We start from the raw sequence: 25,934 nt of genomic DNA, 5'->3' as shown, positions 1-25,934 counted from the left end.
AACCTCCTAATGATTATGTGGATCAAAGCCAGTTTTGGCTTGCTCTGACATGACAAAAAAGGCCCCATGGGTAACCACACGCACGCCTTCTTTTAAGCCAATAATTTGCTGCATACCCACAAACTTTTTGCCAAGCTCAACGTCGGTTGCAGTAAACTCATTCGCTTCACCTGCAACAAAGACAGACCAATCGCCATCAGCAGTGCGCATCAGGGCGCTCTCTGGCACAGCAAGTGCTTTGCGATCCGCTTGAAAAGAAAAATAGACATCCGTAAACATACCTGGGTGTAATGTGTGGTCCGTATTTTCAACCGTCAACCTCACCACTCTTGTACGGGTAATTTGATTAATCGTGTGTGCTTCTTGAGAGACCTTCGCTGAATAATATCGATTATTAACTTTGATTTTAACTGGGGTGTCCATGGCTATGTTGAGTGTTTGATTTGCTGATAACTGCGCATCCACCCAGAGGTTAGCTTCATCTGCAATGAGCATCAACTCTGTGCCTGAATCAACCCGCTGCCCTTGTGCAAAATCATCGCTTAAAATTGCTCCTGACGTCTGTGCGTATAAAGTGTATTCCCCTAAGCTTTGCGGTGTTAAATCAATCGATTGTTCAATATCAGTGTTTGTTAAACCAAACGCTGCCAGCTGGCTATAAGCAACCTCATATTCAACTTGTGCAATGAGTGCCTCTTTTTCACTCACTGTACCCGCTTTCATTTTTTTTAACCTGTTCCATTGCGCTTTTGCTAACCGATACTGTGTTTGGCCAGTGGCAACATCGGCACTAAATAAAGTCACTAAAGGCGCCCCCTTAGTAATGTGTTGTCCTAAGGTTGCATGACGCTTTACAACAAGAGAGACAACACGTGGCGAGAGCACATAACTTGTGTATCCGTTCGCTTTAATTTCACCCGGCGCATACATTTGTGATTGAAAAAACTGTTTAATTAGCGTTGTCACTTTAATGCCCGCTAACCTTTGCTGTGCTTGGGTTAAGTGAGTGACCTGTTTTGGCTCGTTTTCATGCCCACCCTCTGCATGCTCGCTAGCGAACTCTGTACTATTTGCGGCCCATGATGCCAGGCTTAACAGCACCCCCCCCAAATAAATAGGCCCCATATGTAAAGCCCCCTTAAAGCGATGAGGCCTTTGGCAAGTGCGCTCACCATGACTACGTTGAGCAACCGTATGTGAAAACGTTATAAAAAAACGAGGGCGATTTGTTCGCACGCGCGCACGCACAAACTTAAATAGTTTGGTAAAAATCATGATTTATTCTCTAATTTATAAATTAATAACAGGCCTTTAGGCCAGCAATCCGTTAACTTATTAGAGAAGAAATGGGCGGTCTTAAATCAGGAGAAATCAGATGAGAATTAAAATGTATATCAGGTAAGTTTATTTCATCTTTAATGGCAGGTAAAACAGGGTAATGCCAAACGTAACTAAAAAAGGCAGGAATATGGCACACATGACAGTGACTGTCTTCAAGTGCGTCGGTCAAAGCGGTATTCAGCGCGTCATGCTCAACTTGATGTGATAGATGATCGCGATTCAATAAACAATGCTCATCTAAGGCTGATTGCTGTTGCAGTAAATTAGAGGTGTGTTTAATCGCACTATTATAATTAGCCACATCAAAGCTATCCAACACGGGTTGAATTAATATAAAAGCTAAAAGAAATAACAGCGACTGTTTCAAAAAGTAAACCTCAAAAGCACATACCGCAAACAGTAACAGAAATTAAGAAAACTAAAAAGCACATTCATTTTGAAGCCCTAATTATTTCTTCCTTAAAACCATTGTGACTAATTATCGCATCCTCAGCACTGTTCTAAGCCAAAACCACCAGCATTATAGGCATGCAAAGCCCCTGTTAAAAGCACCAACGTAGTTTAAGTTAAGTGGCAATCCGCAGTTAACCAACTGCTGGAAAGGGTTATAAACTTAGAAAACCGATTTAATGAAGCCTACTTTCCTGCTCCCGCTCAGTCGCACATACGATAGCTACAATATAAAAGGCCTTTACATCAGTATCACAATTGGCATTAACTACCTGTTTTAATTAAGCAAACGTGTTCTTTGCTTGTGCTAGTAAGCGCGTTTGTTTCTTCATTTTTGAAGTCACGTTTGGAATAGCAAATATAAATCGCAATCTGTTCATAATTAAACCAACAATGCAAACTTAAACGAGAATCACACTCAATAGTAACCAACTGATTATTAAGGAAAATACTTGCAAATGCCCCATTTTATACTAAACTAGCCACAATCAATGTTTTAAAAGGTCGCTATTATGAAAGGTAATCAAAAAGTTATCGACAGCTTCAATAAGTTGTTAGCCAATGAGCTTGCAGCCATTGACCAATATTTTATCCACTCTCGCATGTATGATGATTGGGGTTTAGATAAGCTTTATGTTCGCCTCAATCATGAAATGGAAGAAGAAAAAGACCACGCTGATTGGCTAATAAAGCGTATTTTATTCTTAGAAGGTGTTCCAAACATGACTAAGCGCCGTGACCTTATTATTGGTCATGATGTAAAAAGCATGATGCAAAATGATCTCACGCTAGAACTTGAAGTTGTTGAATGTGTGAAAGAAGTAATTGCTATTTGTGAACAAGAGAAAGACTACCAATCTCGTGAAATCTTAGAAAAGCTCTTGTTCGACACTGAAGAAGACCACGTATATTGGTTAGAACAACAACTGGGTTTGATTGATAAAATTGGTAGCCAAAATTACCATCAATCACAAATGGGCGAATAGGAGCTAACACATGAAAGGCGATAAAGACGTAATTGTTGCATTAAACAAAGTATTGGCCAATGAACTCGTTGGTATTAACCAGTACTTTTTACATGCACGTATGTTTAAAGATTTTGGTTTCAGTGTACTCGATAAAGCCGATTACAAAGTGTCTATTCAAAAAATGAAAAATGCAGATCGTTTAATCGAGCGTATTTTATTTTTAGAAGGTTTGCCAAACTTACAAGATCTTGGCCGTTTACGCATCGGCGAAAACAGCGAAGAGATGATTAATTGCAATATGAGCTTTGAAATCGATTCACTTGTTGATCTTAAAGAAGCCATTAAGCTTGCGGAAGCCAAACAAGATTATATCAGCCGTGAAGCGCTTGATAATATTTTGAACGAGCAAGAAGAGCAAATTGATTGGCTGGAAACACAGCAACTGCTTATTAAGAGCACGGGGCTCGAAAACTACCTACAATCACAAATGTAAACATAATACCAATCTGCAATAATACTTAATCATTTTGCGGGGTTAAACGTGTCGCTACCTGCGTTAAAAAATTCTCATTTAGAACAACTAAATAGCGAATTTTTTGCCTTGCTATCAACACGTTTTTCTACCTTCAAATAGATCACTTAACTAATCGAATTGGTATAGTAAACACACAAAAAGCAGCCTAGGCTGCTTTTTTAGTTTTGTCGTTAATAAAATCACGACACAAAGTAAGAATTTAACTAATGAGAAAAGTATCAATGAAATGCTTTGAACAAATACCTACGCAACTTGATCTGTGATATCCGCTATTTCAATAAGTTTACGATTAAGGATTTTTTTAGTACAGCAACAACATTTACCACACTGACTGCCGACCTTAAGCTCTTTACTAAGCTCACGCATCGTCATCGCCCCTTCGTCGATTGTTTGTTCAATTTTTTTATCTGTCACACCGTGACATAAACAGATATACATGAATACAAACCACTCTCAATTACATTTGAGTCTGTATATTAATCTAAACGTTAACTGTTCGCAATTAGTTTTTAAATAAACTGAGAATTATTTTTATTTGTGTAGCCAGCGCCACTTAAATTGAGATTTATTAAATAAAGTCTGACCTTGAATTTAAGTAGGTTTATATTTAGGTAAATAGTTGAATGATTAAAATGAATTTCATTAAACCTGAAGAAGCCTTAATGTATAAATATAGGATTAGTGCCTGGGCTATTTCCGGTTTGTGTAAGTGTAGGTCGGATAAGTGAAGCGCCATCCGACACAGTAAAATAAATAGACCATAGCCGAGTTCCTATTTTGGTTCAATCAGTTATCGCTAGTTTACGTAAAATAGAAAAAGAGAATGTGCGGTTGTTTTAATGGCTGTTTTAGAGGGAATTACAGGTGCTTGAGTCGCTATATTTCGGCTTAAAAAGGCTCCCCTTTTTTAATGTAGCCTGTTTTGCAGCTTTTCTATGTTATGAACAAGGCAGTACAGTTGCCATTGCGCATTCACTTTTGTTTGACCCCGTAAGGTCAATTTATTCATGCCTTTATTGACGGTAATATTCCGCTTTTTATTTAAAGGAAAGCAGGCTCTATACGGCCTAGTCGTTTGCCATTCCTTCTATAAAAAGCTGCCGTCGCCCCATCGGGCTGTCTATTTTGACCTTCATTTTGTCGATGTAGCTTAGCTTTTAACGCGATTCATCATTTTTAAACTGCACTTGTCGCCCTGTTTTTATCGGTGGCTTTCGCATGCACTGCTGTTGCAGTGGGCATACTTTACAGTCTTTTAAGTAACCACAGAATCGGGTGTATTGTTGGTTATGGCTGTTTACATTAACCCCACTTCGCCACATATCATTGCCTGCGGGACAGCGGCAGGTTTGGGTTGCTTCATCATAGTGGAAGTCGTCTGAGGTAAATAAACGTGGCTTGCCTTTACTGCGTTTTAGTCGGCGCTTTTCTTGCTCTGTTTCGTATGTTTCGCTGTCTTTAAACAGCGGATTTCGTTTTCTAAATTGATTATCAGCTATGTAACTATCAAAGCCACTTTGCGACATATATTCAAGGTTAGCTTCGCTGTTAAACCCACTGCCTGCGGTAAATTTGATGGTATGTCCGTCTGTCATTTTTTCTGTATTGAGTTTATCGAGCTGTTGTTTTAATTGTGTAACGGCTGGCTGCAGAGTTTGTTGTTCGCCCACTGAACCCCATGCTTGTGCTTGCAGGATGATTTGGTGCTTATCGTCATTAATAGCGATGCCGTTGTAGCCTTGAATTGTCCCTTTTGAGGTCGTCATTTTCGCGCACTACTCGTCCTATCCCTTGACTCGCCTTTCAGGCCAGCTTTGCTGTTAAAATTCATTCCCGATGAATTTTTCAGCGTCGGTAATATTACTTTTAACTGGCTTGCCTTTACTGCCTGTTTTCTCTTCGTGGGTTGATAAGAATGCGGTGATTTTATCTGCACTTTTATCCAGCTTTTCTTTTTGCTTTAAATCCTGAGTTATCAGCTCTTCGCTCAGGCTATCGTGTGATTGGTGGCGTTCAATGATGCGTTTACTTGCGCGCTCTAGTTTTACTTTTTTACGGCCTAGCTCATCGAATGTGCCACTCCACTCTTTACTCGCATTGGACTTTAATTTACACCCATCAATGGCAAACATGTTGCGGCCTATCAAGCCTTCCTCATCACATATCATCAGCACTTGCGTAAAAAGCGCCTCAATCTGTTCATGCATTTTGGCTACGAAACCCGCTATTGATGTGTAATGCGGCTGAATATCTCCCGACACACTCATGAACAGAATATTGTTCTCACAGGCCTTGGCTATTCGGCGACTACTAATTAACCCATGCGCATAACCGAGTAAAATAATCTTTAACATCACCGTGGGCGGATACGCCGCTGCACCCGTTTTATCGTTGTTATACCACGCGTCAAAGCCCGACAAGTCGAGTTTATTTTCGACAATATAACAAAGCGCATACTCAAAGGTACCTGGCAGAATTTGCTCAGCGAAATTGATAGGAATGAATTTATTTTGGCAGGATAAGTCAGGCTTGTAGTTGGCCATAACAATTTACCGTGGGTGAATAATATCTATTAGATCACAGTCACCCTGTGGTTTCAAGGTTAAAAAACAATCAGTTTTGAATAGTAGGATATGTTTCTAAAAAGAGTAACTCTACAGCCTCAACGCCGCATTAAGGTGTGAGCAGCGCTTGGCTATACTTGAGCGAAGCGAAAATGCCAAGCGTTGCGAATCACTCTTGAATGCTTTGTTATGTACGTGTTTTGACTTTGATTTCCTGTAAGTTACCTTGACATGTAGCAACTATATCGACCAATTCTTGGTCACCATGCCCTTTATAGTCTTCGATAATGCTTTCATAAATGGAAATGGCATTCAAAAAGCTACCATTATTTTCATGAACAATTGCTTTTAACATACGAGCTTTAGCTACACTCCTAACTACTTCAACATCACTATCTCTTATATAAGATGAAACCAGAGCATCAATAAGTTCTATTGTGTCGTGGTTGTTTTTTGATGTATCTATTGGGTATTTGTTCATTACAACATTCAATTGTGTAGCTGCACCTAGACTACTTGGCTTGCCATGGGAATATAGAGTCACCCATTCTTGAAGCTTTTCATTGTATTTAATAGAAAGCTCATTTAGGTTAAGTGCTTGATAGCTATTTGCAATAATCTTAGTTGCTTCAATTCTTTGCTTAAGATCTATATCTTTTTCAAGAACAAGCTTGCTTGTTAGGATTGCAACAGGAAAGTCCGCCTCTTTATAAGAGCGAATTGCAGACTTTAGTTGTTGAGAATGGCTTTCTTGGTCTTGGGTTGTTTCACTCGCTGTTATCGACACATTAGCTTCTAAGCTTTTAGATAGGCTTTGTCGTGCAATTTTTTCTCTATTACTAACACGCTCTAAACGCTCCTCAGCTTCTGATGCAATACTCTCAATTTTATCTAGAGCTGTTGTATTTAACCAAGCATCTATTTTGCTTGAGTGCTCCCTAATTGAGCTATCTAGACGACTCTCATTTTCAGATATTGCCTTTTTTAGGCTACCAAAATGTAGATATACTAATCCCCCCATGAGAAAGGTCACAATAAAACCCCAAGCAGTAGCTATATTTCCTATAAATGTGAGTAACGACCCAACGCTTTCATCTGTTGAATCCACACGAGATAGCACCGAATGGGACATTTCAGCAAACTGATTGGTAGTAACAAATTGACTCCAATCAAGATCAGATGTATCACTTCGAGATGACTCTGTTATTAGCTGAATTTCTAGCTTTCTTTGTTCTTTCAGTGATTCAATCTCTTCAGTTAAGAATGAAATTTTCTCATGAAGAGCAACCAAGTTTTTTTCATAATCGACCTTATCGTCGGCACTTACCCCAAAATTTACGAACAGAACAAACAAAAGTGCCCAATATTTCACAACAACTCCTAAGTTGAATTTTGCTAAAAGTACATAACATTTTAGTATTTATGCGACACGCAGTTTGTGTTGCATAATCGCTTGTTGGACTGAGGCGCTACCTGCTCGGTGTGTTAGAGTTGGTGTTGTTTATGCTATGGGAATTTGCTTTTTAGAGGCTCTCACTTTCCTCGCTAATTTAATCAGCTTAGCGAGTGTTATGTAAGCTTTCCCTGCATTGCTCAGCGTTTATTATCTATTCATTAAACCGAATGTTTAACCGTTAAGCAAGGATATTTTTCGCTCGCACAGTCGCTATTAGCCTGAGCAATTAAGCAGGTTAACTTATTGATTTGATGCAGCAAGCAAGGCTGCTAACTCGTTCGCGCTACTTTATTCGTCGCCTCATCTAAATTCATCACACCAATAAATCGTAAAGTACCCGTCTTGCATGACTGGCAAGGCCAATGGGGTATTAATCGTTCTTGCTCTACCTTCGGCTTCACCGCTTTGCATGGGGTTGCTGATACTTGAGCCTTTATTAACCCTAACTTTCGCTTGCGACACGCATTAGCTAAAAAGCCATAGTGGCGAATGCGCATAAACCCTTTGGGCAATACATGTTGTAAGTAGCGCCGTAAAAATTCATCACAACTTAGCGTCATGACTTTATCGCGGTTGTTATCTGCATAATCCCGATATTTAAAGCTCACTGACTGCTCATTCGCTGACACTAAGCGCGATTCTGACATCACGCCTTTTCGTGTATAACGAGCAAGGTAACTAACTAGCTTTTCACTGTACGTTAAACAGGTTTTGCTATACACGCACCATTTTGTTGGCGTGTTTATCTTCGCGAATGAACCATCGCCTTCATTGAGCGCCGCCAGCATTTTACCTCTAAAGACTGTTGATAACGCTTTTACGGGGTATAAATAGCCTTTTTCTATTTCATGCCAGTGCGTTTTTTCAAGTGCACCTGCGGGTATCAAACAATGCAAGTGGATATGCTGACTTAAGTTTTGCCCCCATGTATGCAGTACGCTTGTCATGCCTAACTGACCATGCCTCTTTCGTTTCGCAAATTTACACAGCGTTTGCCATGCGGCTTTAAATAAACACTGGTACAACGCGTTTGGGTTGTAGTGCGCAATGATATTTAACTCATGCGGGAGCGTAAAAACAAGGTGGAAATACCGGCACGGTAATAAATCCTCTTGCTGCCTTTGCACCCACTTAGCAGTAGCCATGCCTTGGCAACGCGGACAATGACGGTCTCGACAACTACATCCAATCTTTTGTGACTCACCACAGTTATCACATTGCCATGCTTGGTAACCAAGCTGACCTGTTCTGCATGATTGAAGGTGCTGACAGACACGCAGTTGTTGATAGCTCATCGTATGATGCTGTCGATAATTCTCAAGATTCGAGTTTAAAATATCAGCGAGGTGTAAAGCGCTCACTGTTTACCCCAGCTCGCAAGTAAATCAATGCCGCCATGACCTAACTCTGGTAACCAATGTAAGAAACTTTGTGTGGTTTTAATATCACTGTGGCCAAGCTGATGTTGAAGTTGATGAAGTGGCATACCTGATTCAAGTTGGTGTGTTGCATAAGCATGGCGTAAAGCATGTGGATTACAGTGCTTTAAGCCACACGCTTGTGCATGTTTTCTCAATGGCTTTCTGAAACTTGAGGGTGACATGGGTTTATCCATTAACCATCGTGAATAAAACATCCAGCCTGTTGGATGATACATTTTCCAATAACAACGTAATTGATTCAGTACGCTGTCTGATATAACCACATACCGTGACTTATCTCCTTTACCTTGTTCAATTAAAATGGTTTTGCGCTGCCCATCGATATCTTGTATTTTAATGCGTAGCAGTTCGCTTATACGTAAGCCACACCCATAGCACACCATAATCAATGTTTTTAAGCGCATATCGGTGCAACTCTCTATAAGCCGTCGCATGTCATCGCGCGATAAATACGTGGGTGCACGCAGTTTTACTTTTGGCAGTGTAATATCTAAGTTAAGTGGCCGATGTAAAATATTCTTAAACAAGAACCAAATACTGTTTATCTGTATTTTTTGACTCGCTCTAGAAAGTTTACGAATCGCAGGATCGTTAAAAAAGGCGTTAAGTTCCTCATCCGTAATCGAATCGAGTGGTTTATTAAAATAATGACTGAGTTTTAGTAAATGTTCACAGTAGCTTTTACAGGTACTTTGCGAATAACCACGATAGGCTATTTCAGTTTTGACTTGTTCAATGAGTGTATTCATGACTTACCTCCAAGTTATGGGATAACCCCAAGGTAAGTGTGGCTCAAATGGTAAGAATAGGATCTCCGCGTAGCGGCTTAGTTCAACAATTTAATAGTGCGCTCATCGCGCATATTTCTGCCGACTTAACGCTCATTTATCTACTTTATATAGTTTTAACAAATTACCTAAGGCATTACTATCACTAAGTTTTCTAAAATTTTTGGGTGGAGTTAAATAAACCAATATACGCGCAGCGCTCATTTTCATGAATATATGCGCAAAGAGCTTTTTAATAAATCAATTAACGATGATATTTAGCAAACTATGGGAAGTCCACTGCATTGGTTTATAAACGGTAAATATTGGATCGATATAAGATTCTTGAGGCGAAATGATTTCCCAGCCTTGATTTCGAGTATGTTAATTAAATTGCCTAAATACAAAGCTGCCAGCTCATTCTAGTGTAACAACAGATGCTTTGGTGAACGCTTAAAATGCTTTATAGCCAAATTATCGTAAAAACGAATTCCTGCCACCCAAGTAACTACGTAAAGCTGTCCTAAATTGTCATAATCAATACCTAGCCCCTCATTTTATGCGGCTAAAACTTTGGGTTGATGTGTATTTTGCAGCCCACCCATGCTCTTAGTACCTGCCAATGGCGCATCGTCAAAAGTAATAGCGATTTGCTTAGCGAACGAAAACTTTTATCGACAATACAAATAAGCAAATTGCCATCAGAAATATAAGCTGTTAAGAAACATGCTTATACATTAAAAACAGAGTCCCTTACGTTGGAAGTCAATATCGACGAAATATTTGGTGATCAAGTTGGGCTGCTGGTTTCGCTGTACATACCCATATTTTAAAATCTTAATTAGTTAACTTTATCCTCTAAGCTTTCTAAAGCAGGGCTATTAACACCGAATAGCCCTGCCGCTTGAGAAGCATTCTCTACTACTTTTTCGATCTCTGAACCGTATTTGTTCGCTTTGTAAATATCGTAAAAACCATGAACATTTTGTGCTGAGAATAGAACCTTAGAACCGTCCAACGACCAAGCTGGATCCCACTCGGAAATCGAGTTTTTCGTTATACGTGTTTGATTACTGCCATCTATACCCATAACGTAAACTTCTTGGCTGCCATCTCTATTTGCCAAATAGGCTATGTGCTTGCCGTCTGGTGAAATTTTAGGGTGATAATTATTGGAGTCGTCATTGGTTAACTGAGTTATCTCAGTACCATCAATAGTCGCAATATTAATTTGACTTGGACGTGTTTTGGTTTGGTAAAGCAACCTGCCATCGGGCATAAATTCAGGAGAACTACCTTTTAATGCTTTTATTTGTTGTTTATTGCTACCATCCGCGTTCATAAGCCAGATCTCTTCGTGGAATTGACCGTCGTCCCCTCGGTACTCTCTTGCGTACGCTATCGTTTTATTATCGGGTGACCAAGTCGGAGAGCTATCCCATACGAGCTTTTTATCGGTTAAACGGCGAACATTTTTCCCATCTAAATCAACCGTATGAATGGACCAAGTTTTATAGTTGTCGTACTTGCCGTAAAAAGCAACTTGTTTGCCTGAAGGTGAAACTGCAGGGTAACCATCACTTAGCGTCGCACCGACGATTCTAATACGCCTTTTACCTTCTTCATCGGTTATATAAATTGACTTATGCTTGTCTTGAGCAGTCTTTGAGCCGTATACAATAGAAAAAGGGAGTACCGTTTCAGAGTCAATCATTTTGCAGCCTGCAAATAAACACACAGCAAAGACCGATGACACCATAACTTTAAACTTGGAATTACTCTTAACGTTCATAGATAATCTCTAATTACTTATGGTTGAAATGAAATAGAATAAAAAACAAAATCAACACCAGACGTTTAACTGTTTTTTCTGAAAATTAGCAGCTGGTAACTAACTATACCTATATTTAGTCACATGCCTATGTACATTCGCCCTAAATAAAGGCTGGCAATATTGCTTCTATAAGCGATTCAAATACCGTGTCTTCTCTGTCATAGCCAGTAACGACTATTACTAAATCAAGTTCGTTGACCACTATTACTCGGTTTCCACCTGCTCCCCACGCAAAATTAACATTGTAGTTTTTATTATTGACAGGGATGTCTGTCTGGTACCATAAATAGCCATAATTAAAGCTCTCTGGTATCCAGCTTTCGGTTGGTTTTGTTATTGCGTCGAAAGCTGTTAGCAAATATTCTTTAGAAAGAAGTTGTTTATTTTGCCACTTTCCTAGGTTCACAAGCATTTCACCAACTTTAAGCATGTCGCGAGAAGTCAAATCAACACCGCTGTCTGCGACCAGCAGGCCTTTAGAATCTAACGCCCACTTGTAGTCCACAATGCCCATTTTGTTGAAGAACTCTTTTTCAACAAACTTTTTGGCAGTTTCTGGTACAACTGCATCTAAAACATGCATGACTAAAATCGGGTCTACCCCCTGATATTTAAATACTTGGGTTTCTTGAGTTATCGGTTGAGTGAATTCCAGAAAAGCTTGTACTTCGGCAATACCTGAATACTTCTCTCGGTTTTCTCTAAAGTCTTTAAGTTGATCATCACTAAATCTAAGACCTGAACTCATTGATAACACGTGATGCAACGTGATTTTTTCTGCGCCTACTGCCAATGTTCTAGTGTCTAGGTCTTTGAAAAAGTTCAACAAAGGTTTATGCAAGTCAGCCATAGTAATATGACCTAATTCTATGGCTCTCGCCAGCATTAAGCTGGTGTAGCCTTTAGTCGCCGAAAATTGAAAATGAGGTAAATCTATTCGTCCACGTTTGTAATAAGATTCGAATAATAACTTCCCCTTGTGGCTAATTAGTAAACTGTCATACTTACCGTGTTTATTATCCGCTAGTTGTTTAGCGAACCTCAAAATTGGAGCCTTATTACCGCCATCAACGCCTAACTTACCTACGTCTAAATCACCGGCTAATTTTTCTGGTGCAATGTTGATATAGGACTTTTCTAGTAATGGCATATCCCAAAAGTCCATTGTAACTTCTTCTTCAGAAGCTCTTGGCGCCTTAAGTTCAGCTTCATGTGAAAATCCCTTAAATGAAATAAGTATGACCAAAGCGGTTAGTAATTTGGTTCGACAGTTTATGAACATGTTATCTCCTATATAGTCGAAAATATTTTCGATCTAACTCTCAAGCTTGATTTAAAACTAGCTATCACAGCGAATATAAAGTACACACAAAGTAAACTTGAACCGCACCTTATCCAACTTAAATCATATTAAATGTTCTTAAATTAACCATTAAACAATTGAATTTATTGTTTTTTATAATTTAAAGGCGATATTGCGACTAGGCGTGGTTAGCATAGATAAAAAGTAAATGATAATCAGCATTTTTCCGTTATAATGCTTTGCAGCAGAAATTACTTTTCGGATATCTCTTTGCATAACAATCAGAAATATCAATTAGGACGATGGGTTGTCTGTCCAATAACGAATACCTTCCAAGACGCTAACGAGCAAATATCAATTGATAATAAAAGCATGCAAGTGCTCTTATTTCTCATCCAGAAATCAGGGCAAAATGTAACAAAAGAGCAAATAATAGCGCATGTATGGAATGGGAGTATTGTCAATGAAGAGATATTGTCTGTAGCTATAAGTAAAATTAGAAAATCATTAGGAGATAACGCTCGTCAGCCAACGTTTATCAAAACGATACCCAATGTTGGCTATTGTTTGGTTGCAGCCGTAAAACCGTTAGTTGAAAAAACACCACCACTAGAAGCGCCTTCAAATACGCTTAGTTTGCAAAATAACAATCATAAACACTATTTTATTGGAAGTACGCTATTATCTCTTACCATCATTTTTATCGTTATTTTCTACCAAACCTATCAAGAGTCTACTCATGATGGTCAGGTAGCTATTAGCTCAATTGCAGTACTGCCCTTCGAAGACCTGAGCGAAGGTCAAGACAATCAATACTTTTCCGACGGGCTTTCAGACAGCATTATTAATCAACTTTCTCAAACAAAACCCTTGAAAGTAATTTCTCGTTATTCCTCTTTTAACTTCAGAGGAAATCGAGATCCCTCCACAATTGGTAATTCGCTTAAGGTAGAAGCCTTTTTAGATGGCAGTGTGCAAAAATCAGCAGAGCAAATAAGAGTCAGTGTAAGAATATTTAGTACATTTGATGGTCGCTTGCTTTGGTCTAAAAACTTTGACAGTAACAACAAAGATGTATTCAACTTACAAGATCAAATAAGTCGTGAGGTTCAAAGTGCTATTCAGCCAAATTCAAAACCTCAACTAGGGACCACCAGGCAGATTAACAGCCAAGCTTATGAATGGTTCTTAATGGCTCAATATCATTGGCAACAAAGAACTCCAGCCTCACTATCAAAAGCAGAGACTTATTTTAAACACAGTCTCGAATTAGAGCCCAATTATGTGGACGCATACATTGGACTTGCGATTACTTATGCTCAGTTTCATTATCACGCGAATTGGAGTGCAAAAGAATCGGTATATAAAGGGCTTCCTTACATAGAGCAAGCATTGGCATTAGATCCCAATTCACCAAGGGCACTAGCAGCTAAAGGCATGTTATTGACTCTCAAAGGAAGCTACTCAAACGCAACTATTTCTATCCAGAACGAAGCACAAGACATGTTTATACGTTCTTTAGAATTAGAAGACAACGCAACGACACACCATTGGTATAGCTCATTGCTAAACAATATGGGTAAAAAAGCGTTAGTAGCTAAACATATGGAACATGCCATTGATTTAAATCCTCTATCGGCATCATTAAAAATCACATTTAGCGAATATTTAGCAAAGAGAGGAAAATTAGATACTGCACAAAAGCTATTTAATAGAGCGCAAATTTTGGAGCCAGACAGAGACTCTAGTATTATTAAATCTACTCATGTATTTCGCAACACACCAAGATCGATTATAGCTATCGCTGAATGGCACTCAAGAAATAGCCAACTGTTTGAGTATTGCTCTAGTTACGAATATTGTGAGCAGGTTATTTTTTCGTATTTAAGTATTGGGCAGGAAAGCGAAGCCAATAAAATTTTAGCCCGCATGCCCTCAAAGCATCAACATTTTACAGACTCATTAAAACTAATCGACTACGGACTGACTGGCAAGACAAATGACGCTGTATTATTGTTTGAAAATTTAAGTGAAAAACGACCAAACAACTATAAGTACAAATACAGTTTGGCTGTAGCACAATTTCGAGCTGGCTTGTTTGAGCAAGCCAAATCTTCAACTTTAAAACTTTATCCTAATTGGAGTAAATCCTCCCTAGGACTTGCTTCAATAGTCAACAGTGACAACTACTTAGCCTTAGTTCTATATGGCGGAATTCTACTAGAATTAGGAGAGCAAGAGTTCGCCACTGCATTATTGAATAATGTAAGCGAATTTCTCAAATTAAATAAAGTTCAAGATAAAGCACAAGCCGAATTGACGTTGGCAGAAATTAACGCCCTACTAAGCAACACAACTGAAGCAATTAAACATCTGGAAAAAGCATTAAACAAAGGCTGGTTAGAAACATATGATAGAGAGTGGTGGCCATTGCAAGACAACCATCTCTTGAAGTCAATAAATTCTAATCCTAAGTTCAAAAACTTGATTGCTGAGCACTCTGAAAATTTGGCAAAAATGTCAAATCAAATAAGTTTAAAACTTGCTCCATTGTGATAGACGGCAGTTGCCTAGTTTCACATTGTTTCAACGTCCTCAAATAAAGCACTTACATTAACGCGTTAAGGGGCAGTAACGGGTTACGCTTTAATGTCAGCTTGAAAGTCCAGCGGCGTTCTTGCCGCGATTGTTATATCGTTTACTTTCTAGGCCTAAGCGTCTCAATAATATGCGCGTCTACCCAGAAGATATCCACATTTTCGAACTTGTCGGAGCCCATATTTCTAACAAAGAAAAGATATTTTCCGTCTGGCGTAACTTTTGGCCCTGCTTCGTAAGCATCTGTATTTATTTTGTCACCCATGTTAATAGCATCCCCCCATGAGCCATCGTGCTGACGAAAACTGATATAAAGATCTACATTACCAAACCCGCTGTCTTTTATGCCGTCCCACATAATGTAAGATTCATCTGGTGCGATGAAGGGGTGAGAATTCCTTGTTCCTGAGTTAATCTCTTTGCTAAACGGTTTTGGCGCTTCGCGCTTGCCACCTATCAAGCGTGAATATCTTAGCAGGCCGTGTTCTTCTGGGTGTCTTTCATCGATGGCATAGGTCCCTTTCAATGATGTAGAAAGGCTCATGATGTTTATTTCAGAAAAAGAAACTTCAATATTCTTTATCTCTGACCAGCCAGTATCTGTACGTTCCCTATATTGCTTGCCCAAATGCATAGTTTTGCCGTCCGGCGAGAAGAAAGGATAAAAGGGGCGAGATTCTTTACTAATTGTCTCTACCCATTGATTACCCTCTTGTTTATAAATGACAGTTTCAAATTTATTATTATCTATTCGTTTTCTAATAAAGTAAAACTCATCCATGTCAGGTGAGAAAACGCCGCCATCATCAAACCCCTCGGTCGTAACAATGCCTTGGGCAAACGGTTCAGGCATTAATCCAGGTGGCTTTTGTCCAAGATAAGGACCTTCAAGTACTGGCAAATTATCTTTGGCCTGGCTCACACTGCTCACCATCAGCGCAGAAAGTATCATCGGTAGTGAAAAGTATATAGATTTCATGATCTTTTCCTTTTGATCTAAACCCGTAGGCTATTTAATTTTCTATTGATGTTGGCTTTTATAGATATAACGAGCCTGTAGATTAACTCGTTTTAAATTTATTTTTATTGATGGAGCAACCATAACCGAGTTCCTATTTTGGTTCAATCGTTTACTGAACTCCCAGACACAATATAAAAAGTATTTGCTGTTGTTTTAATGGGCTTTTTAGAAGAGTTACGGGGGTTGGGTGGATTTGTTGAAGGGAATATCAACGTGCTCATCTCAGTCCCGCTGTTTGGCGGCTTTTCTATAGGATGAACTAAGCAATACGTGCCAGGCTGCGTTCACTTTCACTTGTCTGCGTAAGGTCATTTTATTTGTACGTTTAATTAGCGGAACATTGTGTTTTTCACTTTGAGGTCAGTTGGCTCAATACACCCATGCTGTCCCCCTTTTTTCAATAAAAAGTGGGGGAATCGTGGGAAATATTTAAAAACCTTAGTGTTTAGCCCTCATTGAGTGAATCTTCCACTTTCTTGCGTTGAACTGCAATATTGCGCCATATGTTTTCTACTAACGCTGTGTGTGACTTATAAAAGTGTTTATTAAAGGGAAGGTACCAATTTGATTGCAACATTAAATACTCACTCACGTCGACGTCTGCGGTGTGATTGATGACCTCCAATAAGTGTATTCCAATCTGACGTTCCACTACATAGCCATCCAGTTTATTCATTGCAACCATTTTCAAACCAGCTTGAGGTTCATATTGGTATGGACTTAACCACTTTTTGTCGTTGAGCATATCTAACACAACATAACCAAATGGTGCACCTATTCCCATATTAGGTTGATACTCTGCCGCGACAAATGGCTTTCCTTTTGCTTTAAAAACAGGGTATTGTGCTAGCCATAAGTACCATTGTGATAATTCTTTCTCTGGTGGGAACGCAAATAGGTGTTTTCTTTCATCTGTTTGGATCATGGCAAATAAAGCATGGGCTTCACCTGATATTACGTCTTGTTGACAGCGCATCCAAGGCTTCGAATATAACGCGACTGAAACATTAACATCTTTAATTGCGGCAGTGATTATATCGGCCAAGATACCCTTTGCAATATTATCTTCACTATAAATATAGGGAGGATTAGCAAAGTCTTCATAGCAAATTTTAAGTAACGGCTGTTCAGCTGAACTCGGCATGGCCATCATTATCATAGCAACAAAAATAAATGTATTTGCTGAAAACGAACAGAAGCGTTTAATAACCTTTCCTTAATAGTAAAATTTAACTAAAAAGCCCCCACAAGTAAGGTCACCTCTCAGTGCATTGATATAATACTAATCCGCAATAATACTTAATCATTTTGCGGGGCTAAACGTGCCGCTACCTGCGTTAAAAAACTCCCATTTAGAACAACTAAATAGCGAATTTTTTGCCTAGCTATCAACACGTTTCTCTACCCTCAAAATAGATCACTTAATTAACCGAATTGGTATAAGTATAGACATTAATAGCAATTTATTTAAGGCAATTACCTATCGGCAGATTTCTTAATGCTTACGCTGGGCGGATTACAAATGGATATCTAACACGTTGGCTTTAAATTGAGCTGCGCTTTATAGAGAGTCAGTGTGAATAATTCACGCTCAAAAGATTAAGTCTACTTTGCCAGTAAAGCCTCGTAATGCTGTTGTCTGATCCGTTTAAAGTCATTCGCTTCAATACTGTGCTTTATTGCCGATTCGAATTTATTTTTATATTGGTACAAGGGAGACTGTGTGCTAATTATAATGTAGTAATCGTTCTTGATGCCATCTTTAAGTGATGCTTTGATAACTTTGTCAGCCAACCCTTTTTGCTTTAATACATAGTGAGCACTTTGGCCAAAATGGAGAAAAGTATCGATTCTTCCTAACAGTAACAATTCAATTTTTTGATTTAACGTAGTCACTGTCACAATATCTAGGTATTTTTTTTCTGAATTTTTTAGCGTGGTTTGCTCATCAATCGTCAGACCAACAACAAGCTTTTTTAAGTCCTCTCGTTTAACAAGTATATCAGCGTCTTTACTTCTGACGAAATATAAGCTTTGAACTTGCTCATAAGAGGGTTGTAATTTATCGTAGTTATCACTAATCGGTTGGGCACCTTTCACACCGACCATGATATCAATCTCGCCCTTTTTGATAGCCCTAATACGCCGAGCAAATGGCATGGGATAGATTTTAAGATCCATATCCATCTTTTTTGCGAGGTAGCGAAGGTATTTCTCTTGAAGTCCATCACGAAATTCTGGCGACACCGAACTCCTGATTGTCTCATTTGCATCAACACGACTGACTACAAAAAGAAGCGTAAATAAGCAATAACACAGTTTAAATCTCACTTTACGCATTTAATCAGCTACACCACAAAAATAAAAAATCACTATAATCAGTTTCCCTATTCAATTCAACCTAAGTAATTACGCATTAAGTATGCGAACACGCACCCTTTAAGTACCCTTCATGATATTAAGAAAACAGCTGTGCTTTGCTGTATTAAGTTTTTGGTTGTTGCGCTGCGATGCCACATACCACCACTAAAATTAAATATTGAATGCTTTTTAATTCCCAAATAAAGAACAACATCTTGAACATCGCGTTGATACTGCCTGTAACTCAATCAACGGTTATCCAAAAGCGACTTTCAATGACCGCGATCTATACTTACCAATTGATAATCAGTGTTCAAATACATATGAAGTTGAGTCAGTTCACCCTGTGACTCTAAGCCACTGTAAAGCATTAATAATGATGTACTAATTGGGTTGCCCGACACCGAGCAATAAAGTTACGAACCATTCACCTCTCTATACCTTTGTATTGTCAATAATGTCCCCCGTTGCACATTATTTAATGTTGGCGGTTTAACGTTTTTTACCTTGTGATCATACTAATATTAAAGAAAAAACACTGAGCCAAATGAGCTGAAAACCGTATGAAACTCTTTGATAGATCCCCGGGTTGCTTTGATTTTTTATGGCTTTAGCCATAACGTAAAGATAGTACACAGCAGCGACCACACTCACGATTGAAAAAGCACGGAAATAAAATGGGATTATTGCATCTGTTGAACTGAAAACTATCAATATTGGGGCTATAACTAACGAAAGTAACATAATAAAACCAGCCCAAGAATGCACCTTACATTTAAAGGTAGGTTGTTTTGTAAAGGGATCTGCATCCATGGGAAAATAACCGGCAACCCAAGTACCAACACCATGAAGAATTATAAGCCAGCCTGCCAAATTCACGAAGAGTGAAGCCTCAGGGTGTTGTGTCAGATACCAGCCAAACAAGCAAAATAGGCAACCCAGCGGGTAATTATTAATGAAAGGAGACAGTTTTTCAGTCGGGCTTCCCGTTGCACCTAATTCACTACAGAACTGCTTAGCATGACTGTAGCCATCGTAATATCGGCTTGTTGCATAAACACCTATCGTTATCCAAATTGTTGCAATTAACCCTGAGTAAATAGCGATTGTTTCAAACATCACCAAAATCCTTTTTGTAAACTAGCGTTTAAAAACATAATTAAGTACCTATTTTAGTACGATTATTTGGCTATTTCCTAGCGCCTGCATTGTAATTGTTACTCAAAAGAGGTTCGACGAGAGTTCCCTATCTGTTCCTGATAGTTTAACACACAACTAGATTTACTTATGTTTTCTCGTTATACGGCTTTTGGTGCTTGCATTAACACGCTAAAATACACATTATGAATAAACAATTTGTACTGGGTTTTTAGTTGTGGCTGTAAACATACAAGAGCGTAACAATGTTAAAATAATTGGCGATGGTGATACAACACTCATGCTGGCACATGGCTTTGGTTGTGACCAAAATATGTGGCGATTTATTCAACCCCTATTAACGCCCAACTATAAATTAGTATTGTTCGATTATGTTGGATGTGGTCAATCAGACCCCGCTGCTTTTAATAAGCAAAGGTATCAGTCATTGAATGGCTATGCCCAAGATGTGATTGAAATCTGTGATGAATTATCACTGAAAGACATTGTGTTTATTGGGCATTCGGTCAGTAGTATTATCGGAATGCTTGCCTCAATTAAGTCGCCGGCTCTGTTTAGAAAAATAGTAATGATTTGCCCATCCCCCTGTTTTCTTAACTTCCCACCCCACTATTTTGGCGGCTTTGACAAAGATGATTTAGAAGAGCTTATCGACTTAATGGATAAAAATTATATTGGTTGGGCTAATTATTTAGCACCTTTGGTGATGGGGCAAACGAATAAGCCAGAATTAATTAATGAATTGTCAGAGAGCTTTTGCTCTACCGACCCTAACTATGCCAAACCTTTTGCTAAAGCCACCTTTTTTTCTGATGACCGAGAGAGGCTTCAAAAGCTCACCTTACCCACATTAATATTGCAAAGTAAGCAAGACAACTTGGCATCGGTTGAAATAGGCGAATACATGCATGAAAAAATGCCTAATTCTACTTTAGAGGTCATTGACTCTCATGGGCATTGCTTGCATATGACGGACCCCGAGACTGTTTTCCATTTGATTAATACATTTTTAGATGAGTAAACCCACGCTTGACGCGTTTCCCTGCGTATTAATTGTCACTGATATGGATACCAATAAACTCGAATATAGTAATCAATTTGCAAATGAGCTGTTGGGCCTAGATGCAAATTCTAATTACAGCTTATTTGACATTATTTCAAAGGCAAGCTCTATATTATTCGAAAGCTACATCCGACCTGCCATCTTTAGCAATGGTTCATGCGAAGAAATACAAATATCGTTAATCCTAAACGATAAAAATAAAGCGCCAGCCGTTGCTCACATTAAACTGATAGACTCAAAACTATATTGGTCTATTTACGTCGCCATTGCACGTGACCAGCTGTACCAAGAGCTGCTAGCCGCAAGGGAACATTTAGAAAGCAAAACGGAAAAGCTCACCTTTCTCACCCGGGTTGATCCTCTTACCAACTTACATAACCGGCGAGCAGCAATTGATGATTTGACTAAAATAATTAATCAACTAAAACGAAAGTTTATGCCGGTGTCTTTTTTAACTATTGATATTGATTGGTTTAAAAAAATTAATGACCACTTAGGCCATAACCGAGGGGATGAAGTGTTAATAGAGCTGTCCTGTATCTTAAAACAGGTTACACGCACCAGTGATATTGTTGCACGCTGGGGAGGGGAAGAATTTTTAGTTGTGTTATACAACGCAAACCTTGAGGATACTCGCGCCTTTTGCATGCGATTGCACAAAGAAGTCAGTAAAGTGAGACCAAGTGCAGACACTACATTGTCTATCAGTATTGGGGTTTCCGTTTTGCAACCTGAAGATTTGGCTTATTCTGATGTTATCGACAAACAAATCAACGAAGCAGACAATGCCTTGTATGAAGCTAAAAATAGTGGCCGTAACAAAACAGCGTTTTATGAAGTAAAGCGTGGCTGAGCCTACTAATTTTTAAAAAAATAAAATTACATGGGTGGATATTCATTATTCAGTTGCGCTTGTAATTCTTTTGCTCTTATGACTGTTTGTCTATCGTGTTGTGAGGGTGAGACCCAAACAGAGGATTCTCCATTATCCGCTAAGTGGATAAATCGTTCTAACGAAGAGGCTATCGCAGACTGCGTTAGTGCGGGTTGTCCCTGTTCAATTTGCTGGTAAAAAATTGTATTATCAGCCAATTTACCTATAACTGATTGATATCCCTGTTCCATTAGCAGCTTAAACCCAATCACTGCGCTTAAAGTCGCACCAAGTAAAAAGGCGATTAACGCTGTAATTGTTTTATTCATGTATTCTCCGAAAGCTCGCGCTTTTATTATATTTTTACTTTGTAAAGGAAGTACTTAATTTGTTGGATTGGTAAATAAAATATTAATCGAAATAACGTGGAAAGTACTTTTGTTGAAATAGCTGTTGGTTTTTTGAAAATGACAGTAACGAATCTATCAATGGAATAACTTCAGTCTCTTCTGCATACAATGGGTTAAAAGCCATATAAAATGGGATTTTATTTAAACACCCCGCCTCTCGCAAAGCACTCTGTTGAAACATCCATTGTACGACATGCTTATCTTCAATAAATGCATCAATTCGTTTTTTTGCTAACAGCTTCTCGAGTCGAAGTAAGCTATCTGTTCCACCAATTTTGATCATATTTGTGTAGTTATGCATTTCTGTTGCGTAACTGTCTACTGGTTCACCGTAACCATAATCACTAATTATCCCCAATTTTATGTTCGCTAAATCTTGTTCGGATTGATAGATCCAAGTTGATTCCCTTCTGGTGTAAAAACACATTTGATAATACATACTAGGCACATTTGTAAAATCTAAGGTTGGTGCTTCGGATTTTATTGCGGTCACTAAACCATTTAACCGACCAGAACGAACTTCTTGTATCGCTCTAGACCAAGGAAAAAACTTAACATTTAAGCTAATATTCTCTGCCTCTAATACTTCCCTGAGGTAATCCAGTATTAAGCCTTCGCCACGTTGTTCATTCTTACATACATAAGGACACCATTCGGTTGTCGCTAAGTTAATAACGCTTTTATCTTGGTTGACGTCTTGAGGGTTTGCGAAAATATTAAAGCTTAATATCTGACCCAACAAAGTTAAAATAATAAATCGCATTATTTGACCATTTAATTCTCTATTTAAAAATTGTAGTTCTATTTCGCTTTTTTGAACAGTCAGAAAGCAAAGCAGTTAAGTTAGCATTTCATTATTTAATTGACGCCAATCAAAATAGAGAGTGGCTAAACACTTGTTGGGCTCTGACCATTTACGTTAGTCAAATTCTTGATGGGGTTTCAATGAAGTTAATTCGAGTTGAGCTTCAGCATAACTATACTTCGGGTAAGTTTAACCAATACTTAAGCTGCGGTTCGAAGGCAAGGGAACTATCCTTAACTACCTCGACAATAACACCCTTGTGCTTGTGTAACCGTTAAGTTTGAATTGAACCCCGATTGCAAATTATTCATTACAAGTTCAATAAAACCACTGGAAGATGAACATGCAATACCTTCTGAAAGTGGCCCTGCATAGGCAAGTGATCCGACAGAGTCAATGAGCACAGCTCCCGGCACATTTGGCAGCAGCTCTTTGCTCATTTTAGCGGCGTCTAAGACGGTCACTTTGACATCATACGTATCCGCTAATGAAGCTAACTGCTTTACATGCTCAGCTGAACGCTTCGAGCAACCACATTCAGAATCAATCACAATGGTTAAAGTAGCGTCGCTAGGGTTTTGCCAGTGAGTTAGTGTTTTAAAATCTTCAAACCAATCATTTTCCAACATTTTTTGTTGTGGATCAAAGGTTCTGATAGACGACAACTGAAAGTAGACAAGCCCTGTTACAACGCTGATGAACCAAATAAAAATAATGGTGTAAAGCTTCAGGTTTTTCTTACTTGAATTTTGCAATGCTTTGCTCTAGCACATCTATGCTGACGTCTATCATTTGAACTTTAGCCGTTAGTTTAGCAACAATGGCAGAATCTTGCTCCTGACTCATGCGCAAAGCATCTGCACTCGCTGATATCTGTTCTGTATTGCCGACTTGCTCAGCAACAACCTTAGCCACAGACGTGGTACTGCTGGCTACCGTTTCGATTTGTTGCGTCATACCTAAAATATTCTCTTTCATAGTAAAGCTGATGTCTGTCAACTCTTGTACCACACTCATACATTGGCTCATCGACTGAGTTGATGTGCGGCTATTACTCACGAGATCTTTAAGGGTGTTTGAAATTTTATCGGTAATCGCTTTACTGCTGTTTGCAAGGGAGCGCACTTCATCCGCAACGACTGCGAACCCCCTTCCCTGTTCACCCGCTCTAGCCGCTTCAATTGCCGCGTTTAGAGCAAGTAAGTTGGTCTGTTCAGCAATGCCTGAAATATCGTTAAGTAAGTTTGATATTACATCCCCCGCCGCAACAAGCAGTTTAATTTGTTCATCTGTGTGATTTAAGTGACCACGTAGTTCCTGGCTTTTGTTATCTGTTTTTTCAACATCATTTAAAGTATCTTCAGCTGCCAATGTAATTGCATCAACCTGCTGTTTTAATACATTACTTTCATGTTCTACAGAAGTAAAACCATGTGCAACAGAACTACCTGAATGGGCTATTTCGTCTGTTTGCTGAGCACGTTGATCCGCGGCATTAGCCAATTCGTCGTGCACCTCAACCAACTCTTTAGAATTACTTTTTAATGATAAAGATTGCATTTTCACTTGTTCAATCACTGAATTCAAAGTTTCTAAAAGTGAATTGAAACCATTCACAGCCACGTTTTCTGTTTCATCTGCACGCGTTGTCAGTAAAATACGCTCAGGGTCGCTCATAATTTGCTCTGTTGCAGATGTAAGCGAAAGGCCTGCGCTGCGCTCCCTTTGAAGCGTTATTGCAATGTAACCTGCAACTACCGCCTCAACAATTGCATAAACTGCATGAATCATCACCGTACTAAACGCTAAACGATCAGGATCGAATACATAGAACCCAGTGTCTTGCGTTTGTAAAAAGTAAAAAGACACGTGGTGTATCGCCACTAACACAATGGCAGTAATAAACACTTGCCATTGTACAAACATAATTAATACAGCCATGAGTATAAATATTTCAAAATGGACTTCAATTAAGCCAAATGATTGTTGTATGTGCAGAAATGAAAACATTATCAACGCAGCGCTTGCGACATGCGCTGTCAGCTTGCTTTCTGGTTGCGTCTTTAATAACCAAATAGGGAGTAAGCAAAGAGGTAAACCCACAAAAAAGGCAGGGGCAAGAGTTGAAAAATATGCCCCTAAGGCAATTGACTCAATAAAAAGTAAAACAAAAAGACATGTAAACAGCCGGCTTCTATCAGTCATATATACCCCTAAAAACAATTCAAAACGTTTAACACTTTAAAGTAGATCATTTAGCAATAGAAAATTCATTAATGGCCAATCTACTTTACCTGCTATTTCAAAATTATAGATTACTTTACAATTTTAAGTATTTTTTTAAACGCCTCTGTATCTGATACCTCAGCCCATTGAAAAATAATAGTTTCAGCGCAAGTAATAATAGCACCTGCACTACGCAATTGATTTATCGCAATATCACAATGGCGCGAATTTCGAGAACAAATAGCATCAGCAACCAAAAAAACATGGTAACCGTATGCAAGTAGGTCTAAACACGTCTGCAGTACGCAAACATGTGCCTCCATACCGACAACGATCACCTGTGGTTTATTATAATTTTCTATGAACGACTTAAAACCGGGCTCTTTAAAAGCACTAAAATGCACTTTATCGAAATAGCTTACATTGTTAAATGTGCCTTTTAGCACCGCGTCTGTTTCACCCAAGCCTTTTACATATTGTTGTGTTACCAGCACTGGAATATCATAAATAGCGGCAGCGTTAGCAAGTTGTAAAGTGGCACTTTTGACTTGTTCAAATTTTGCCATCACTGGACTCAACTTGTTTTGTATATCGATAACTAACATCAAGCTATTAGCATTGTTAGGTGATAGAGCATGTTTCATGTAAGTTCCTTATTAAGAGTATATTTTTTTACATTTGACTAAACATATTGCAATAATTCACTCATTAATCATTCATTGCTATGCTATATTAGTGTGTAGGGGCAAATTAAGCAG

Annotated in this window: 25 protein-coding genes; 5 read left to right on the top strand and 20 right to left on the bottom strand. The window is 38.8% G+C overall.

The genetic code is table 11. From position 1 onward, the window contains the following. Positions 1-6: 6 nt before the first annotated feature. Together ATS75_RS04255 and ATS75_RS04250 are read right to left on the bottom strand one after the other, a co-directional pair. Positions 7-1,275 (bottom strand): efflux RND transporter periplasmic adaptor subunit, encoded by a 1,269-nt coding sequence (locus tag ATS75_RS04255; protein ID WP_235591125.1) that lies wholly within the window; start codon positions 1,273-1,275, stop codon positions 7-9. A 52-nt stretch (positions 1,276-1,327) separates the two neighbouring features. Further along, a complete protein-coding gene (locus ATS75_RS04250) occupies positions 1,328-1,708 on the bottom strand; it encodes a hypothetical protein (RefSeq protein ID WP_058559192.1) in 381 nt (126 codons plus the stop codon). 595 nt (positions 1,709-2,303) lie between these two features. Between ATS75_RS04250 and bfr (ATS75_RS04245) the strand changes: the two genes are divergently transcribed. Next, positions 2,304-2,777: a bacterioferritin gene (gene bfr / locus ATS75_RS04245; protein ID WP_058559191.1), complete on the top strand. Its 474-nt coding sequence runs from the start codon at positions 2,304-2,306 to the stop codon at positions 2,775-2,777. A 10-nt stretch (positions 2,778-2,787) separates the two neighbouring features. Then, positions 2,788-3,252 (top strand): bacterioferritin, encoded by a 465-nt coding sequence (gene bfr / locus ATS75_RS04240; RefSeq protein ID WP_058559190.1) that lies wholly within the window; start codon positions 2,788-2,790, stop codon positions 3,250-3,252. 285 nt (positions 3,253-3,537) lie between these two features. On the opposite strand, the gene ATS75_RS04235 is transcribed toward bfr (ATS75_RS04240), so the two are convergent. The 9 genes from ATS75_RS04235 to ATS75_RS04205 all read right to left on the bottom strand — a co-directional run bounded on the left by ATS75_RS04235 (position 3,538) and on the right by ATS75_RS04205 (position 12,639). Continuing rightward, complete coding sequence (locus ATS75_RS04235) at positions 3,538-3,732, bottom strand: (2Fe-2S)-binding protein (protein ID WP_058559189.1); 195 nt, start codon at positions 3,730-3,732, stop codon at positions 3,538-3,540. Positions 3,733-4,201: 469 nt separating this feature from the next. Next, on the bottom strand, positions 4,202-4,303 hold the full coding sequence (locus ATS75_RS20720) for a transposase (protein WP_082665398.1): 102 nt from the start codon (positions 4,301-4,303) through the stop codon (positions 4,202-4,204). A 148-nt stretch (positions 4,304-4,451) separates the two neighbouring features. Next, entirely contained in the window at positions 4,452-5,060 is a 609-nt protein-coding gene (locus ATS75_RS20715) for a transposase (protein WP_082665397.1), read from the bottom strand. 54 nt (positions 5,061-5,114) lie between these two features. After that, complete coding sequence (locus tag ATS75_RS20560) at positions 5,115-5,837, bottom strand: transposase (RefSeq protein ID WP_235591124.1); 723 nt, start codon at positions 5,835-5,837, stop codon at positions 5,115-5,117. A 208-nt stretch (positions 5,838-6,045) separates the two neighbouring features. After that, positions 6,046-7,230 (bottom strand): hypothetical protein, encoded by a 1,185-nt coding sequence (locus ATS75_RS04225; RefSeq protein WP_058559188.1) that lies wholly within the window; start codon positions 7,228-7,230, stop codon positions 6,046-6,048. 353 nt (positions 7,231-7,583) lie between these two features. Beyond that, on the bottom strand, positions 7,584-8,675 hold the full coding sequence (locus ATS75_RS04220) for an IS91 family transposase (protein WP_058559187.1): 1,092 nt from the start codon (positions 8,673-8,675) through the stop codon (positions 7,584-7,586). Next, positions 8,672-9,505, bottom strand: coding sequence for a tyrosine-type recombinase/integrase (locus tag ATS75_RS04215; RefSeq protein ID WP_058559186.1), 834 nt, complete (start codon positions 9,503-9,505; stop codon positions 8,672-8,674). Before ATS75_RS04215 ends, ATS75_RS04220 begins: the two co-directional genes overlap by 4 nt. A gap of 859 nt (positions 9,506-10,364) precedes the next feature. Further along, entirely contained in the window at positions 10,365-11,315 is a 951-nt protein-coding gene (locus tag ATS75_RS04210; protein WP_058559185.1) for a TolB family protein, read from the bottom strand. 142 nt (positions 11,316-11,457) lie between these two features. Beyond that, entirely contained in the window at positions 11,458-12,639 is a 1,182-nt protein-coding gene (locus ATS75_RS04205) for a serine hydrolase domain-containing protein (protein ID WP_058559184.1), read from the bottom strand. A 291-nt stretch (positions 12,640-12,930) separates the two neighbouring features. On the opposite strand from ATS75_RS04205, the gene ATS75_RS04200 reads away from it, so the two are divergent. Beyond that, positions 12,931-15,216 carry a winged helix-turn-helix domain-containing protein gene (locus ATS75_RS04200; RefSeq protein ID WP_161936883.1) on the top strand — a complete coding sequence of 762 codons (2,286 nt, stop codon included), beginning with the start codon at positions 12,931-12,933 and terminating at the stop codon, positions 15,214-15,216. Between the two features lie 142 nt (positions 15,217-15,358). Here the strand turns inward: ATS75_RS04200 and ATS75_RS04195 are convergent, their stop codons facing one another. From ATS75_RS04195 to ATS75_RS04180, 4 genes are all read right to left on the bottom strand, one after another. Then, on the bottom strand, positions 15,359-16,237 hold the full coding sequence (locus ATS75_RS04195; RefSeq protein ID WP_058559182.1) for a PD40 domain-containing protein: 879 nt from the start codon (positions 16,235-16,237) through the stop codon (positions 15,359-15,361). A 487-nt stretch (positions 16,238-16,724) separates the two neighbouring features. Continuing rightward, positions 16,725-17,423, bottom strand: a complete 699-nt coding sequence (locus ATS75_RS04190; protein WP_152996181.1) for a transporter substrate-binding domain-containing protein — start codon at positions 17,421-17,423, stop codon at positions 16,725-16,727. A gap of 461 nt (positions 17,424-17,884) precedes the next feature. Continuing rightward, positions 17,885-18,619, bottom strand: a complete 735-nt coding sequence (locus ATS75_RS04185; protein WP_058559180.1) for a substrate-binding periplasmic protein — start codon at positions 18,617-18,619, stop codon at positions 17,885-17,887. A 534-nt stretch (positions 18,620-19,153) separates the two neighbouring features. Further along, positions 19,154-19,759: a DUF998 domain-containing protein gene (locus ATS75_RS04180; protein WP_058559179.1), complete on the bottom strand. Its 606-nt coding sequence runs from the start codon at positions 19,757-19,759 to the stop codon at positions 19,154-19,156. Between the two features lie 319 nt (positions 19,760-20,078). Here ATS75_RS04180 and ATS75_RS04175 point away from each other — a divergent pair, with 319 nt between their 5' ends. After that, positions 20,079-20,819, top strand: coding sequence for an alpha/beta fold hydrolase (locus ATS75_RS04175; RefSeq protein WP_082665419.1), 741 nt, complete (start codon positions 20,079-20,081; stop codon positions 20,817-20,819). After that, positions 20,812-21,714 carry a GGDEF domain-containing protein gene (locus ATS75_RS04170; protein WP_058559177.1) on the top strand — a complete coding sequence of 301 codons (903 nt, stop codon included), beginning with the start codon at positions 20,812-20,814 and terminating at the stop codon, positions 21,712-21,714. The genes ATS75_RS04175 and ATS75_RS04170 overlap by 8 nt, the downstream gene beginning before the upstream one ends. Before the next feature lie 26 nt (positions 21,715-21,740). Here the strand turns inward: ATS75_RS04170 and ATS75_RS04165 are convergent, their stop codons facing one another. The 5 genes from ATS75_RS04165 to ATS75_RS04145 form a co-directional block, all read right to left on the bottom strand. Next, positions 21,741-22,064, bottom strand: coding sequence for a hypothetical protein (locus ATS75_RS04165; RefSeq protein ID WP_058559176.1), 324 nt, complete (start codon positions 22,062-22,064; stop codon positions 21,741-21,743). 82 nt (positions 22,065-22,146) lie between these two features. After that, positions 22,147-22,908, bottom strand: coding sequence for a substrate-binding periplasmic protein (locus tag ATS75_RS04160; RefSeq protein WP_058559175.1), 762 nt, complete (start codon positions 22,906-22,908; stop codon positions 22,147-22,149). Between the two features lie 275 nt (positions 22,909-23,183). Continuing rightward, on the bottom strand, positions 23,184-23,705 hold the full coding sequence (locus ATS75_RS04155; RefSeq protein ID WP_058559174.1) for a DUF6436 domain-containing protein: 522 nt from the start codon (positions 23,703-23,705) through the stop codon (positions 23,184-23,186). Then, positions 23,689-25,155: a methyl-accepting chemotaxis protein gene (locus tag ATS75_RS04150; RefSeq protein WP_058559173.1), complete on the bottom strand. Its 1,467-nt coding sequence runs from the start codon at positions 25,153-25,155 to the stop codon at positions 23,689-23,691. Before ATS75_RS04150 ends, ATS75_RS04155 begins: the two co-directional genes overlap by 17 nt. 110 nt (positions 25,156-25,265) lie before the next feature. Then, positions 25,266-25,820, bottom strand: coding sequence for an isochorismatase family protein (locus tag ATS75_RS04145; protein ID WP_058559172.1), 555 nt, complete (start codon positions 25,818-25,820; stop codon positions 25,266-25,268). Positions 25,821-25,934 lie beyond the last annotated feature (114 nt).

Source organism: Pseudoalteromonas sp. H105 (genome assembly GCF_001469215.1).
Classification (GTDB): domain Bacteria; phylum Pseudomonadota; class Gammaproteobacteria; order Enterobacterales; family Alteromonadaceae; genus Pseudoalteromonas.
The sequence above is the reverse complement of the archived record's forward strand: the minus strand, read 5'-3'. Positions and strand labels throughout refer to the sequence as shown.